Here is a 14229-nt window from a genome sequence, read left to right as displayed (position 1 = left end):
AAGTCAAGGGATAGTAAGGCGCAGAGGTGCGCAGCGTTCACTTCTTGAAGGAGTCAACGCACGTAGACTCCGAATGTCGCTCAAACGAGCAGCTCTCGGCACGTATGAGTTCACGTCGTAAATGATCAGAAGGTGGCACTGAGTGCCACCCTTTGAGAAGTGCAGCCATCCGCAAACTGCTCATCTGAGCGAAACCTCGATCAAGCGTGGCGAGAATCACGCCGCTGACGGCGCTCGGATTTCACCATGCGGACCCGTTCCCCGCCCGGAAACACCGCCGTCACATCACCTCACCCGCCCATGGCGAGCAGCCGCTCCTCGACCCGCTCGGGCGCGTACAGGTGCTCCACGACCAGCGCACCCGCCCCGACCAGGCCCGCTCGTTCGCCCAGCCGGGAGGTGACCACGTCCAGGTGAGCGGTGGAGCGGGGCAGGGCCCGCTGGTAGAGCAGTTCGCGCACGCCGGTGAGGAAGGCCGTTCCGGCCAGATCCCCGGCGATCATCAGGACGCCGGGGTTGAGCAGGGTCACCACGGTCGCCAGGACGTCACCGACGTGCCGCCCCGCCTCCCGCGCGAACGCGGCCGCGCCGGGGTGCCCCGAGACGAGCAGGTCGCGCACGTCCGAGCCCGACGCGGCCGGAACTCCCGTCTCCGCCAGCCTGCGCGCCACGGCTCCCCCGCTGGCGACGGCGGCGAGACAGCCGTACGACCCGCACCTGCACAGCGCGTCGGCACCCTCCGGAACGCGGATGTGCCCGAGGTCGCCGGCCCCTCCGTCGATACCCCGGTAGATCGTGCCGCCGACGACCACTCCCGCGCCGATTCCGGTGGAGACCTTCACCAGGACGAAGGCCGAGCAGTCGGGGTGGGCGGTGCGCTGCTCCCCGTACGCCATCAGGTTGGCGTCGTTGTCGACCAGGACCGGGACGGCCCCGGCGCCCGTGTGCTCGGTGAAGGCGCGGGTGAGGCGGCCTCTTATGTCGTAGCCGTCCCAGCCGGGCATGATCGGCGGCTGGACGACCCGGCCGGTGTCGCTGTCCACGGGCCCCGGTACGGCGAGGCCGATGCCGCACACCTCGTGCGCGCGGTGCCCGGCCTTCTCCAGCAGTTCGGCGAACCAGCGGCCCAGCTCGCCGAGCACCACGTCCGGTCCGTCCTCGACGAGCAGCGGCCCCGCGTGCTCGGCCAGCAGCTCACCGGTCAGGGACAACACGGCGGCGCGCGCGTGCCGGGTGTCGAGGTCGGCGGCGAGGACGACGGCGTGGGAGTCGTCGAACTCCAGGCGGACCGAGGGACGTCCGCCGAGCGGCGAGTCCACCGGGCCCGCGGCGCCCTCACGCAGCCAGCCGGCCCGGAAGAGCCGGTCGAGGCGCTGCCCGACCGTGGCCCGGGACAACCCTGTGACCTGCTGCAACGCCCCACGGGTGGTGGCGCGCCCGCTGCGCACCAGCTCCAGCAGATCGCCGGAGCTCGCCTGGCTCCCTATCTTCCCGGTCCTTCCAGCCCCTCCGGCCCCACCGGCCCCTGCTGACCCATTGGCTCCACCGGATCCTGCAGCCCCTCCGGCCCTGGTCGCCATTCCGCTCCTCCCTGTGGTTCCGGTCATACGAACCCCTTGCGCTCACCAACTCTGCATTACATATTGAGTTTTGCGTGTTAAATAGACGTAACCCTACGGTAGCTACTGCCGAACTGGTCGGCCGCATGTCTTCGGGGAGACCTGAGTGGACCGCACAACCCAGCTCACCGCCCGCCGCACTGTGCACTTCGATCCCGTACGCACCTCGGCCTCACCGCCCTTCACCGGCCACGGTGAGACCGGCCGGGCCCAGGCGGCCGTATACGATCCGGTCCGCCGGGCGGAGCCGCTGCACCTCAGGGCGGCCGAGGTGCTGCACAGCAACTGGACGGGCACGTCCACGGTGCCCTCGCGCAGCCTGTATCCGCACCAGTGGTCCTGGGACTCGGCGTTCATCGCGATCGGGCTGCGCCATCTGTCGCCGCTGCGGGCCCAGACGGAGCTGGAGACGCTGCTCGACGCGCAGTGGGACGACGGCCGGATCCCGCACATCGTTTTCAACCCCTCCGTCCCCCTCGACGCGTACTTCCCGAGCCCGGACTTCTGGCGCTCCTCGACCGCGGGGCACGCAGCGGGCGCCCCGCGCACCGTACAGACGTCGGGCATCGTGCAGCCACCGGTGCACGCGCTCGCCGCGTGGCTGGTGCACACCGCGGACCCCGGTCTGTCCCGGGCAAGGTCCTTCCTGTCCCGCGTGTACCCGCGCCTCGCGGCCTGGCACCGCTATCTGCTGCACCGCCGGGACCTGGGCGGCGGGGGTCTCGCCTCGGTGGTCCACCCCTGGGAACAGGGCATGGACAACGCCCCGAGCTGGGACGCGCCGCTCTCCCGTGTCACACCGGCCCCGGCCCGTTCCTACCGCCGCGCGGACCTGGACCACGGCGCCGCCGAGGACCGGCCGACGGATCTGGACTACGGCCGGTACGTACGCCTGGCGGCGGACTACCGGGACGGCGGGTACGCGGACGGTACCGCCGACTTCGCGGTGGAGGACCCGGCGTTCAACGCTCTGCTGATCGCCTCCGAGCACGCGCTGGCCCGCATCGCCCGGGAACTGGGGGCGACGGGCACGGCCCGCCACGCGCACGCGGAGCGGCTGACGGAAGCGCTGGTCGACCGGCTGTGGGATCCGGCGGAGGGCATGTTCTTCTGCCGGGACGTGCGCACGGACGAGCGGATCCCCGAGCGTGGGGTGTCCGGGCTCATCCCGCTGATCCTGCCGACGCTCCCCCGCGAGACCGCCGCGACGCTCGTACGGACGCTGCACGGGCCGCACTTCGGGCTCGGCGCCGCGACGCGGCTCGTACCGAGTTACGACCTGACCGGGCACGCCTTCGACCCGCACCGGTACTGGCGCGGCCCGGCCTGGTTCAACACCAACTGGCTGGTGGAGCGCGGGCTCAGGCTCCACGGGGAGCACGCCCGCGCGAGCAAGCTGCGCGGCGCCCTGCTGGAGACGGCGGACACGTCCGGGTTCGCCGAGTACGTGGACCCGTACACCGGCGAGGCCTGCGGGGCGCTCGGCTTCAGCTGGACCGCGGCACTGACGCTGGACCTGCTGCACGAGGCGCCCGAAACGCCTGAGACGCCCGAGGCCGAGGCGGGGCACAGCACGACGCACAGCACGGCGGACGAGTTCGGCGAGGGTGCCAACGGTGTCCAGGACGCCCGGGGCGCCAGGGGAGGGAACCTGCGATGACGGACCGGCAGCATCTGCTCGTGCACGGCGGGACGTTCGCCGCGGTGGGCGACGGCGGGGACATCAGCGGAGTACGCGGTGGCAGCAGTTCTCAGTCCGCTCCCGACGGGCTGTTCGTGCGCGACGCCCGGCATCTGAGCCGCTGGCAGCTGACCGTCGACGGGGCGGTACCCGAGGCACTGTCGCCGGTCTCGGGCGGCGACAGCGCCCGCTGTGTGCTCGTGCCGCGCGGCGGCCGGCAGGAACCGCCCGCCCACACGATCTTCCGCGAACAGGCCGTCGCGGACAGCTCGTTCGTCGAGGCGCTGCGGATCACCAGCAACTGCCCGGTGCCGACAACGGTCCGGATCGCGGTCACCGCGGACGCCGACTTCACGGACCAGTTCGAACTGCGCTCCGACCACCGGACGTACGCGAAGACCGGCGCGGTCCGCTCCCGCAAAGTCCTGGACGACGGCGTGGAGTTCAGCTATCGGCGTGGGGAGTGGCGGTCCTTTACGACCGTCACCTCGGAGCCCGCGCCCGACGGCGTCGAAGAGACCGGCACAGGCGCGCGGCGCCTCGTGTGGACCCTCGACCTCGCACCGCACGGTTCGGCCGGGCTGACTCTGCGGGTGGCGGCGCGCCCGCACGGTATGCCGCACCCGGAGGTGCCCCGCACCCCGGCCGCCGCGAACGACCGGCTCCTCGCGCTGGAGGGGGAGTTCGCGCAGGGCGTGCCTTTCCCGACGGGCTGGCCCGAGCTGGCCGCGGCGTGCGCGCGGGGCCTCTCCGACCTGGCCGTGCTCCAGGTGCCCGCGACGGGTCCCGACGGCGAGGAACTTCGCGTCCCGGCGGCGGGCGTGCCGTGGTTCCTCACCCTCCTGGGCCGCGACGCCCTCCTGACCTCCCTCTTCGCACTCCCCTACCGTCCGCAGCTGGCCGCCGCCACCCTGCCCGCGCTCGCCGCGGCCCAGGCGACCGAGGTCGGCGCGGGCGCGGTGGCCCAGCCGGGCAAGATCGTGCACGAGATGCGGCACGGGGAGCTGGCCCACTTCGGCCAGGTGCCGTACGGCCGCTACTACGGCTCGGTCGACGCGACCCCGCTCTTCCTGGTCCTCCTCGGCGCCTACGTAGAGCAGACCGGTGACACGGCGCTCGCCCGCCGCCTTGAGCCCCATGCCCGCGCGGCGGTCGGCTGGATGCTGGACCACGGCGGGCTGACCTCGCGCGGCTATCTCGTCTACCGCGCGGACGAGGGCGGTCTCGCCAACCAGAACTGGAAGGACTCCCCCGGCGCCATCTGCTCCGGCGACGGCAGCCGGCCGACCGGACCCGTGATGGCGGCGGGCGCGCAGGGTTACGCGTACGACGCGTTGCGCCGTACCGCACATCTGGCCCGCACGGTGTGGGACGACGAGGTGTACGCGGCGTTGCTGGAGCAGGCCGCCGGGGATCTCCGGGACCGGTTCCAGCGGGACTTCTGGATGGCGGACCACGCCTTCCCCGCACTCGCGCTCGACGGCGAGGGCAACCATGTCGACGCGCTCGCGTCCGACGCGGGGCACCTGCTGTGGTCGGGCCTGCTGGACAAGGAGTACGGGGAACTGGTGGGGCGGCGGTTGCTGGAGCCGGACTTCTTCTCCGGGTGGGGCGTACGGACGCTCGCCTCGGGCCAGCCCGCGTACCATCCCCTCTCCTACCACCGGGGTTCGGTGTGGCCCCACGACAACGCGCTGATCACGTTGGGGCTGGCGCGCTACGGACTCCACGACGAGGCCCGTACGGTCGCCCACGCCCTGGTGGACGCCGCCACCGCCACCGGCCACCGCCTTCCGGAGGTGCTCGCGGGCTACGGCCGCGACACCCACGGTGAGCCGGTGCCGTACCCGCACGCGTGCGTGCGCGAATCCCGCTCGGCGGCGGCCCCGCTGGCGCTGCTCACGGCGGTGGGTGGTGCGTGAGCTTCGGCGCCGGGTGCGGGCCGCCTTGGGCTGAGCGCGCAGTTCCCCGCGCCCCTGGAAGCGGGGCGCAGCCCCTGCTGTTCAGGGGCGCGGGGAACTGCGCGGCCGACCCCCACCGGCCCGCACCCGAAGGCAGCCGCTCAGCCCCCGGACGTGTCCAGCTCCGCGTCCTCGCCGACCCCGGCGCAGTCGTACGGGTCCTTCAGCCAGCCGTCCGGCAGGACCACCCTGTTGTTGCCGGACGTGCGTCCGCGCGGCCCGTCGGCGCCGAGCGGCCAGGGCTGGTCGAGGTCCAGCTCGTCCAGCCCCTCGGAGAGCGCCGCCAGCGACGACGTGACCGCGAGCCGCCTGCGCATCTCCGAGCCGACGGCGAAACCCTTCAGATACCAGGCCACGTGCTTGCGGAAGTCGATGACTCCGCGTGCCTCGTCCCCGATCCACTCCCCGAGCAGGGTCGCGTGCCGCACCATCACGGCCGCCACTTCCCGAAGGGTCGGCTGTGCGTAGTCACCGGAACGCCCCTCGAACGCGGCCACCAGGTCACCGAACAGCCACGGCCGCCCGAGGCAGCCCCGCCCGACCACCACCCCGTCGCAGCCGGTCTCCCGCATCATCCGCAGCGCGTCGTCGGCGGACCAGATGTCGCCGTTGCCGAGGACGGGGATCTCCGGGACGTGCTCCTTCAGCCGGGCGATGGCATCCCAGTCGGCCGTACCGCCGTAGTGCTGTGCGGCCGTGCGGCCGTGCAGCGCGATCGCCGTCACGCCCTCCTCGACCGCGATCCGGCCCGCGTCGAGGAAGGTGATGTGGTCGTCGTCGATGCCCTTGCGCATCTTCATGGTGACCGGGAGGTCACCCGCCCCGGACACCGCCTCGCGCAGGATCGCCCGCAGCAGGTGCCGCTTGTACGGGAGAGCCGAGCCGCCGCCCTTGCGGGTCACCTTCGGGACCGGGCAGCCGAAGTTCAGGTCGATGTGGTCGGCGAGGCCCTCCTCCGCGATCATCCGGACGGCCTTGCCGACGGTCGCGGGGTCGACGCCGTACAGCTGGATCGAACGCGGGGTCTCCGACGCGTCGAAGCGGATCAGCTGCATCGTCTTCTCGTTGCGCTCGACCAGCGCCCGCGTGGTGATCATCTCGCTGACGAACAGCCCTTTGCCCCCGCTGAACTCCCTGCACAGCGTGCGGAACGGCGCGTTCGTGATGCCCGCCATGGGGGCGAGCACGACGGGCGGCCGGACGGTGTGCGGGCCGACCCGCAGGGCCGTGTTCACCGAGGATGCGGGCGTTGACGTTGGCGTTGACGTTGGCGTAGGCGCGGACGTGAGCGTGGGCATTCCCCCATTGTCGCGTACGCCGACCGGTGCCCCGGAAGCCATCGGAAACCATCGCCCCGCCGATCACCGCAGTCATTAGTTAGGCACACTACCGACACGGGCGTACGCTGGTGGGCATGCCCGAGCTCAGCCACCGCCGGCGTCGGCTGGTGCTCGCGATCTGCTGTATGAGTCTGCTGATCGTGAGCCTCGACAACACCGTCCTCAACGTCGCGCTCCCCTCCATGCAGAAGGACCTGCACGCGAGCCTCGCGGGCATGCAGTGGACGATCGACGCGTACACGCTGGTGCTCGCCGCGCTGCTGATGCTCGCGGGCTCGACCGCCGACCGCGTCGGCCGCCGGAAGGTCTTCATCGCGGGTCTTGTCGTCTTCACCGTCGGCTCGGTCCTCTGCTCGCTCGCGCCCAATCTCGAATCGCTCGTCGCCTTCCGCATGATCCAGGCGGTCGGCGGCTCGATGCTCAACCCGGTCGCCATGTCGATCATCACCAACACCTTCACGGACCCGCGCGAGCGCGCCCGCGCGATCGGTGTCTGGGGAGCCGTGGTCGGCATATCCATGGCCGCCGGCCCGCTGATCGGCGGCCTCCTGGTGGACTCGGTCGGCTGGCGCTCGATCTTCTGGGTCAACCTGCCGGTGGGCCTGGCCGCGCTCCTGCTCACCCTCCGGTACGTGCCGGAGTCCCGCGCCCCGAAGGCCCGCCGCCCCGACCCGGTCGGCCAGCTCCTGGTGATCGCGCTGCTCGGCTCGCTGACGTACGCGATCATCGAGGCGCCCGAATCCGGCACGGAGAAGATCCTCGTCTTCGGCGGTATCGCGCTCGCCGCGCTCGCCGCCCTCCTCTGGTACGAGCCGCGCCGCGACGAACCCCTCATCGACCTGCGCTTCTTCCGGTCGGCCCCGTTCAGCGGGGCCACGGTGGTGGCGGTCAGCGCGTTCGCGGGGCTCGGCGGATTCCTCTTCCTGTCGACGCTCTACCTCCAGAACGTGCGCGGTCTGAGCGCCCTCGACGCGGGCCTGTGGATGCTCCCCATGGCGGCCATGACCTTCGTCTGCGCGCCGCTGTCCGGGCGGCTGGTCGGCAGTCGGGGTCCCCGGCTGTCGCTGCTCGTCGCCGGCACGGCGATGACCCTGAGCGGGGTGCTCTTCGCCGCGTTCGAGGCCGAGACCGCGAACGTGACCCTCGTCATCGGGTACGTCCTCTTCGGGCTCGGCTTCGGTTTCGTGAACGCGCCCATCACCAACACCGCCGTCTCCGGCATGCCCCGCGCGCAGGCCGGTGTGGCCGCCGCCGTGGCCTCCACCAGCCGCCAGATCGGCCAGACGCTGGGCGTCGCGGTGATCGGCGCGGTCCTCGCCTCGGGCGTCGGCTCCTCCTCCTACGAGGACGCCTTCGTGTCGGCGGCCCGGCCGGCCTGGTGGATCATCACCGCGTGCGGCTTCATGGTCCTCGTCATGGGCGCGCTGACGAGCGGCCGCTGGGCTGTGCGCTCTGCTGAGCGGACGGCCCGGCGCCTGGAGTCACCGGAGGTCAAGGAGTCGGCCGGGGTGACCTGAAATATTGCGCCGGCTCGGCAGCGGACAGACCGCGCCAACGGTGGCACGCTGATAGTGGCCGGCCGCCGCCGCGCGGGCAACGGCGGCCGGGGCGCGAGGGATCGGGCTCCCCCTCGATCGGTTCCTCGCGCGAAGTGCCCTCCTGGCGGTGCGAGACGGCGGGAGTCGCCTCGCTGGGCACGCCGTGAGGGCGGAGGCTGGAGCCGCGTTGTCGGCGATGCGGCTCCAGCCGGCCTCGAAGTCGGTCACGGCTCGGGGGCTGGGAGCCTGCGGTGCGGGCCAGAGCGCCCCACACCACCTGGTTGGAGAGTAGAAGGAAACCGCGGTGATCGGAAGCTGAAGCCGGTCAGCTGAAGCCGGTCAACGGACACGCTGCCCCGGGAGCCGGGCCGTTGGCGGGTTCAGCGTTCACGGTTCAGGGCGTCCCGAACCGTGGGCAGGGGGTTGAAGAGCTCGTTGAGACCGGCGGCTTTGAGGATCCGCAGATGCCAGGGCCGGACACAGACCAGTGCCAGGTGGCCGCCGCTTTCCAGAGCCCTGCGCCGTGTCCGGCAGAGCAGGCCGAGGGCGGAACAGTCGAGGAACTCCACAGGCCGCAGGTCCACGATCACCTGAGCGCCGCGCGGGGCGGTGGCGGCGTCCAGCCGGGCCTGGATCTCGACGACGGTGCTCAGGTCGATGATGCCCTTGATCTCGACCACGGTGCTGCCGCGGATCAGGTAACTGCGCGCGGGCCGGCACGTGGCCGGCACCTTCCCCGGCTTCGGCTGATTCTGGCGCTGCCCTTGATTCTGGCGCTGCCCTGCGTTCGTATACCGGATGCCCATGGTGATTCCTGACGTGAGACCCCCGCTGGGACGGGGGTTCGTGGTCGTCGGACTGTCGCCAAGGACTGGGGCAACGCCTGACCACCGTAGGAAACGCAGGGGTTGCAGAAACCATTACGCACCCGATCAGCCCTCCGTACGAGTGAAGATCATGGCGCAGCATTGACAGATGGGGTTCTAGGGCTGGCCGAACAGGCCCTAGGAACTGCGCGGCTCAACAGCCATCGCGTGCAGCCTTTCCAGGCGTTCGCGCGACTCCTCGTCCGCCGGTGTGTACGTGACCAGACGCGGCCCCGCCGCCGGGCCGAGCCACAGATCGGTGTGGACCAGCGTCAGCCGGCCCACGTACCGGTTGTCGAAGAACTTGGTCTTGCTGCGCGGGCCGACCACCTCGTGCCGCTCCCACACCTCACGGAACTCCCCGGACTCCGCGCACAGCCGCTTGAGCAGCATCTTCCAGGCGGGGTCGGCGAGATGCCCCGCCATCGAGGCCCGGAACTTCGCGGCCATCAGCCGCACCGTCTCGTCGAGCAGCACGATCGAGGAGCGCCACTGCTCGTTCGTGGTGACGAGGACCATGCAGCTGCGGTCCTCCGGCGGCACCTCGTCGAGGTCGCACAGCAACCTGCCGTACGTGCGGTTGTACGCGAGAACGTCGTACCGGCTGTTCTGGATGCAGGCCGGCAGGGGCTCCAGCTGCTCCAGCATCTGCAGCAGCGCCGGAGTGATCGTCGGGCAGCGCGAGGCCGGAGTGGGATCGACGGCGCCGGCCAGCTGGAAGAGGTGGGCCCGCTCGTTCGAGTCCAGCATCAGGGTGCGGGCGAGCGCGTCGAGGACCTGCACGGAGACCTGGATGTCCCGGGCCTGCTCCAACCACGTATACCAGGTGACGCCGACCGCGGAGAGCTGCGCGACCTCCTCCCGGCGCAGACCGGGTGTGCGCCGGCGGCTGCCCCGGGGCAGACCCACCTGCTCGGGCGTGATGTGCTCCCGGCGGTGCCGCAGGAAGGCGGCAAGCTCGTGCCGCCGGATCTCCGACTCACCGGAGGGCCGGCCGTCCGGCTCTCCCGAGGGCCGGCCCTCCGACCCGCCGGGCCGCTCCGGCAAGGGCGCGCCGTCCGGCCCGCGCAGGGGCACACCGGCGGCCAACGGTTCCCGTACCGCCGCCGCCACCGCCACCGCGGACCCTGTCCCGACGGCCCCGCCCGCCCCCACCGTCGTCTTCTCCGCCATGGTCGTCATTCCTCCAGCCTGCCGCCCCGCGGACCCTGTTGCCAGGTACTCCTTCTACCAGGATAAAGAGACTCTGGTACCAGCTTAGAGGCAGGAGCACGATCGACTCCGTGACCGAAACCCTCGCTCCCAGTACCGCCCGCTCCGCGACCGGCCCACCCGTGCTCGGCACCCTCGGGCTGTTCACCGTGCTGCTCGGCGCGGCCCTGCCCCTCATCGACTTCTTCATCGTGAACGTCGCTCTGCCCACGATCGGCCACGACCTGGCCGCGGGCGACGCCGTACTGGAACTCGTCGTCGCCGGATACGGCGTCGCGTACGCCGTACTCCTCGTCCTCGGCGGACGGCTCGGCGACATGTTCGGCCGGCGCCGCCTCTTCCTCGGCGGGATGGTGGCCTTCGGGCTGACCTCCCTGGCGTGCGGCCTCGCGCCGACGGCCTGGACGCTCGTCGCGGCGCGCGTCGCCCAGGGCGCGGCGTCCGCGGCGATGCTCCCGCAGGTCCTCGCCACCATCCAGTCGACGACCCAGGGCCCGCGCCGCGCCAAGGCGATGGGCCTGTACGGCGCCACGGCCGGCCTCTCCATGGTGGCCGGGCAGATACTCGGCGGCGTGCTCGTCGCGGCGGACATCGCCGGCACCGGCTGGCGCGCGGTCTTCCTGGTGAACGTACCCGTCGTACTGCTGGGCCTCTTCCTGGCCGCCAGGGCCGTCCCCGAGACGCGCTCACAGCGCCCCCAGCCCGTGGACGTACCCGGCACCGTGCTGCTGGCCGTGGCCCTCGTGTCCCTGCTCGCCCCGCTGACCGAGGGCCGAGCGGCGGGCTGGCCCCTGTGGACCTGGCTGTCCCTCGCCCTGTTCCCCGTCGCCACGACGGCCTTCTACCTGGTCGAACGCCGGGCGGAACGCCGGGGCCGCACCCCGCTGGTCCCGCCGAGTCTCTTCGCCGACCTGCCCCTGCGCCGCGGCCTCATCATGATCGTCCCCTTCTCCATCGGCTTCAGCGGCTTCATGTTCGTCGTCGCGGTGGCACTCCAGCAGGGAGTGGGGCTGAGCCCGGTCCGCGCGGGTCTCACGCTCGCTCCGATGGCGGTGTCCTTCTTCGTGATGTCGCTTCTCGGCCCGCGGCTGGTGGCCCGCTGGGGTACGCGCGTGGTGACCGCGGGCGGCCTGGTCCAGGCGGTCGGCGTGGGCGTCCTCGCGCTCACGGTGTGGGGCTCCTGGCCCCATGTCGGCGGTCTCGAACTCTGGCCGGGCGTGATCATCGCGGGCGCGGGGCAGGCCCTCCAGCTTCCCGTCCTGTTCCGCGTCATCCTCTCCGAGGTCCCCGCGGACCGCGCCGGTGTGGGCAGCGGCGTCATGATCACCGTCCAGCAGTCCGCCCTGGCCCTGGGCGTCGCCACCCTCGGCACCCTGTTCCTCACCCTCGTCCCGGGCCAGGGCATGGGCGACGCCCTGGCCACGACCCTGCTCGTCCAGCTCGCCGGTATCGTGCTGACGACCGGGCTGAGCCTGCGACTGCCGCGCAAGATCGCCTGACCCGCCGGCCCCCGCGCCGCCGACTCGAACCGCCGGTCAACTGATCAGTCAGGCAACTGATCAGCCGGTCGGCCGATCCGCTGGTCGGCTGGTCGGCTCGTGGTCAGCTGGGGAACATTCCGGCGGTCGCGTTGACCCAGGTGCCGGTGACGCCGGCCGCCGCGTCGGAGGCGAGGAACGTCGCCAGGGCGGCGATGTCCGCGATGCGGGGCGAACGCTTCGTCATCCGCAGGCTGTCGAGGTGTGCGCGGATGCCCTGCACGGCGGCCTCGTCCGGTGCCGGGGCTCCGGCGGCGGTGAGCTTCTCGGGAGTGAGGGTGTCGATCACGCCGGCCGTCCAGATACCGCAGGCACGGACACCGGCCGGACCGGCCTCCTGTGCGAGCTGGCGGATCAGCGCGTCGAGCGCGCCGTCGGCCGCGCCGGTGCCGCCCAGCATCGGACTGCCGTTGTGGGAACCGCTGTTGAGGGAGAGGATCACGCCCGACCCCTGTGCGGTCATCCGGCGCGCGGCGGCCCGGGCGGTGATGAACTGGCAGGTGATGCCCTGCGCGACCGGCCGGGTGTAGTCCTCCACCGACATCTCGGTCAGGGGGACGCCCTGGAAGTCCCCGCGCGGCACCAGGTTGAGGGAGATGTCGATCCGCCCCGCCCGCTCGACCACCGAGGCGGCGTGCGCCTCGACGGCCTCCTCGTCCCCGGCGTCGAGCACGTCGTACTCGGCACCGGTCTCGGCGGCGACCTCGCGCAGTGTCTTCTCCGTCCGGCCGACGAGGAAGACCCGCGCCCCGGCCCGCACGTACGCCTTGGCGACTCCCGCACCGAGGGAGCCGGCTCCGCCGTAGATGACCGCGACCTTGTTCTGCAGCATGGCTGTCGACTCCTTGATGTGGTGGGGGCGCGATGATGTGGTGGGGGCGCGATGTGCGCCCGTCACTCCATAAGACGCGTCCGCCGCGGGAACTCGTCGCGGCTCGGCGTTCACAGTGTCGTCGGCAGTCCGAACGCCTCGAACAGATGGGGTTCGAAGGTGGTGATCTGGGCGATCCGCCCTTCCTCGACCCGCAGTACGTCGATGAGCTGAGCCCGGAAGACGCTGGTCCCGGGCCGTTGCAGATAACCGGCCACCGCCAACTGGCCGTTGGCCCGCACGGGCAGGTGCCGCCAGTGCCCGACGAACATCGGCGAGGCCGGATCGAGGTTCGGCCGTACGAACGCGAAGAGCGCATCGCGCGACGTGAACCAGAACGGGTTCGGCGGCATCGTGAGCACGGCGTCCTCCCGAACCAGCTCGACCATGGCGTCGATATCGGTCCGGGCGACCGCATCCATGTAACGCCGCAGAAGTGCCAGGTCGTCGGCGCTGGGCGGACGGGCCGACCAGTCCTCGCGCCGGCCCGGCAGCGCCTCCCGCAGGGCCGATCTGCCGCGCTGGACGGCGCTGTTGGCCGAAGCCTGACTGGAACCCAGCAGGTCGGCGGTCTCCCGGGCCGACCACCCGGCGACATCGCGCAGGATCACCGCGGCCCGCTGGCGCGGCGGCAGTTGCTGGATGGCGGTCAGGAAGACCAGTTCGAGGGTCTCGCCGGCCACCGCCTCCTCGTCCGGCTCGTGCCGGGGCGCGGGTGTCTCGGGCAGCTGGTCGTCCGGAAACGGTTGGAGCCACGGCAGGCTCGGAGGCGGCGGCCCGTCGCCGGAGTCCATGCCGGGTACCGGCTCGTAGGGGGTGGGCCGCCGGTTGTGCTTGCGCAGGAAGTCGAGGCACACATGGGTGGCGACCTTGTAGAGCCAGGCACGCGGGTTGCCGACGTCCTCCAGGGTGCCCCGGGCACGCCAGGCGCGCAGGAACGCCTCCTGAGTGAGGTCCTCGGCCTCGTCGTACGAGCCGAGCAGCCGGTAGCAGTGTGCCCGCAGCTCCCTTCGGTGCCCTTCGACGAGGGCGTCGAAGTCGTCCTCACGTGATCGCGCCACACTCGATCGCGGCACATCTGGTCGCGCCACACCTGATCGCGGCACACCGGAACGTGTGACATCGGGGTCCGTGACGCCGGAATTCGTCACGGCGGAGTTCGTCACGGCGCGATTCGTCACGGCGGCGGGTGTGACGAATCCCGCGTCCTCGGCCACGGCGGCCGTCGCGGACGAAGCAGTCGTCGCACCAGTCACGGCCGTCGCGGCAGCCGCGACCGTCACTGCCGTCGCGGCCGTCGACTCCGCGGGCTCCTGCCTGGCTTCGCGCGCGAGGCGACGCAGTTGGGCGAAGCGGGCCGCCACGGCCTCGACATCGGCGTGGAACGCGAGCGCGGGTTCCAGCCGCAGCCGCCGCAGCCGGTCACCCAGGTCGGAGACCAGCTCCCCGGCGGGAACACCGGCCGGCCTGTTCCGTTCCCGGTAGGCACGCTGGCGGCACGCCTGCGAGCAGTACGAGGCCGCCCGCCCCGGCCCGCCGGCATCCTCGATCGGACGCCCACAGATCTGGCATTCCCCTGTCATGCCCACACGCTAGAACCTTC

At 71.8% G+C, this 14229-nt stretch carries 10 protein-coding genes; 4 read left to right on the top strand and 6 right to left on the bottom strand.

Annotated features, from left to right (window positions below):
* Positions 1 to 290 precede the first annotated feature (290 nt).
* Complete coding sequence (locus AB0D14_RS16930; RefSeq protein WP_362779432.1) at positions 291 to 1448, bottom strand: ROK family protein; 1158 nt, start codon at positions 1446 to 1448, stop codon at positions 291 to 293.
* Positions 1449 to 1725: 277 nt separating this feature from the next.
* On the opposite strand from AB0D14_RS16930, the gene AB0D14_RS16925 reads away from it, so the two are divergent.
* Positions 1726 to 3279, top strand: a complete 1554-nt coding sequence (locus tag AB0D14_RS16925) for a trehalase family glycosidase (RefSeq protein ID WP_362779430.1) — start codon at positions 1726 to 1728, stop codon at positions 3277 to 3279.
* A complete protein-coding gene (locus AB0D14_RS16920; protein WP_362779429.1) occupies positions 3276 to 5222 on the top strand; it encodes a glycogen debranching N-terminal domain-containing protein in 1947 nt (648 codons plus the stop codon). The genes AB0D14_RS16925 and AB0D14_RS16920 overlap by 4 nt, the downstream gene beginning before the upstream one ends.
* A 140-nt stretch (positions 5223 to 5362) precedes the next feature.
* Here AB0D14_RS16920 and dusB read toward each other — a convergent pair whose 3' ends face one another.
* The gene (dusB, locus tag AB0D14_RS16915; RefSeq protein ID WP_362779427.1) at positions 5363 to 6559 is read right to left on the bottom strand and encodes a tRNA dihydrouridine synthase DusB; all 1197 of its coding nucleotides are present in this window, start codon (positions 6557 to 6559) and stop codon (positions 5363 to 5365) included.
* Between the two features lie 116 nt (positions 6560 to 6675).
* Between dusB and AB0D14_RS16910 the strand changes: the two genes are divergently transcribed.
* On the top strand, positions 6676 to 8118 hold the full coding sequence (locus tag AB0D14_RS16910) for an MFS transporter (protein ID WP_362779426.1): 1443 nt from the start codon (positions 6676 to 6678) through the stop codon (positions 8116 to 8118).
* Positions 8119 to 8519: 401 nt separating this feature from the next.
* On the opposite strand, the gene AB0D14_RS16905 is transcribed toward AB0D14_RS16910, so the two are convergent.
* A complete protein-coding gene (locus AB0D14_RS16905; RefSeq protein ID WP_362779423.1) occupies positions 8520 to 8945 on the bottom strand; it encodes an STAS domain-containing protein in 426 nt (141 codons plus the stop codon).
* 198 nt (positions 8946 to 9143) lie between these two features.
* On the bottom strand, positions 9144 to 10187 hold the full coding sequence (locus AB0D14_RS16900; protein WP_362779421.1) for a helix-turn-helix transcriptional regulator: 1044 nt from the start codon (positions 10185 to 10187) through the stop codon (positions 9144 to 9146).
* 101 nt (positions 10188 to 10288) lie between these two features.
* Between AB0D14_RS16900 and AB0D14_RS16895 the strand changes: the two genes are divergently transcribed.
* The gene (locus AB0D14_RS16895; protein WP_362779419.1) at positions 10289 to 11716 is read left to right on the top strand and encodes an MFS transporter; all 1428 of its coding nucleotides are present in this window, start codon (positions 10289 to 10291) and stop codon (positions 11714 to 11716) included.
* Positions 11717 to 11819: 103 nt separating this feature from the next.
* Here the strand turns inward: AB0D14_RS16895 and AB0D14_RS16890 are convergent, their stop codons facing one another.
* Positions 11820 to 12587 carry an SDR family oxidoreductase gene (locus AB0D14_RS16890; RefSeq protein WP_362779417.1) on the bottom strand — a complete coding sequence of 256 codons (768 nt, stop codon included), beginning with the start codon at positions 12585 to 12587 and terminating at the stop codon, positions 11820 to 11822.
* A 110-nt stretch (positions 12588 to 12697) separates the two neighbouring features.
* Positions 12698 to 14209: an RNA polymerase subunit sigma-70 gene (locus AB0D14_RS16885; RefSeq protein ID WP_362779415.1), complete on the bottom strand. Its 1512-nt coding sequence runs from the start codon at positions 14207 to 14209 to the stop codon at positions 12698 to 12700.
* Positions 14210 to 14229 lie beyond the last annotated feature (20 nt).

The organism is Streptomyces sp. NPDC048484 (assembly GCF_040651415.1).
Lineage (GTDB): Bacteria > Actinomycetota > Actinomycetes > Streptomycetales > Streptomycetaceae > Streptomyces.
Note: the sequence above shows the minus strand (reverse complement) of the source record. Positions and strands in the feature narration are given on the sequence as shown.

Excerpts from the sequence above, each read along its gene's own strand:
- AB0D14_RS16920 (WP_362779429.1), top strand. The coding sequence starts at position 3,276 with ATGACGGACCGGCAGCATCTGCTCGTGCACGGCGGGACGTTCGCCGCG.
- AB0D14_RS16905 (WP_362779423.1), bottom strand. The coding sequence starts at position 8,945 with ATGGGCATCCGGTATACGAACGCAGGGCAGCGCCAGAATCAAGGGCAG.
- dusB (WP_362779427.1), bottom strand. The coding sequence starts at position 6,559 with ATGCCCACGCTCACGTCCGCGCCTACGCCAACGTCAACGCCAACGTCA.
- AB0D14_RS16890 (WP_362779417.1), bottom strand. The coding sequence starts at position 12,587 with ATGCTGCAGAACAAGGTCGCGGTCATCTACGGCGGAGCCGGCTCCCTC.
- AB0D14_RS16885 (WP_362779415.1), bottom strand. The coding sequence starts at position 14,209 with ATGACAGGGGAATGCCAGATCTGTGGGCGTCCGATCGAGGATGCCGGC.
- AB0D14_RS16910 (WP_362779426.1), top strand. The coding sequence starts at position 6,676 with ATGCCCGAGCTCAGCCACCGCCGGCGTCGGCTGGTGCTCGCGATCTGC.
- AB0D14_RS16900 (WP_362779421.1), bottom strand. The coding sequence starts at position 10,187 with ATGACGACCATGGCGGAGAAGACGACGGTGGGGGCGGGCGGGGCCGTC.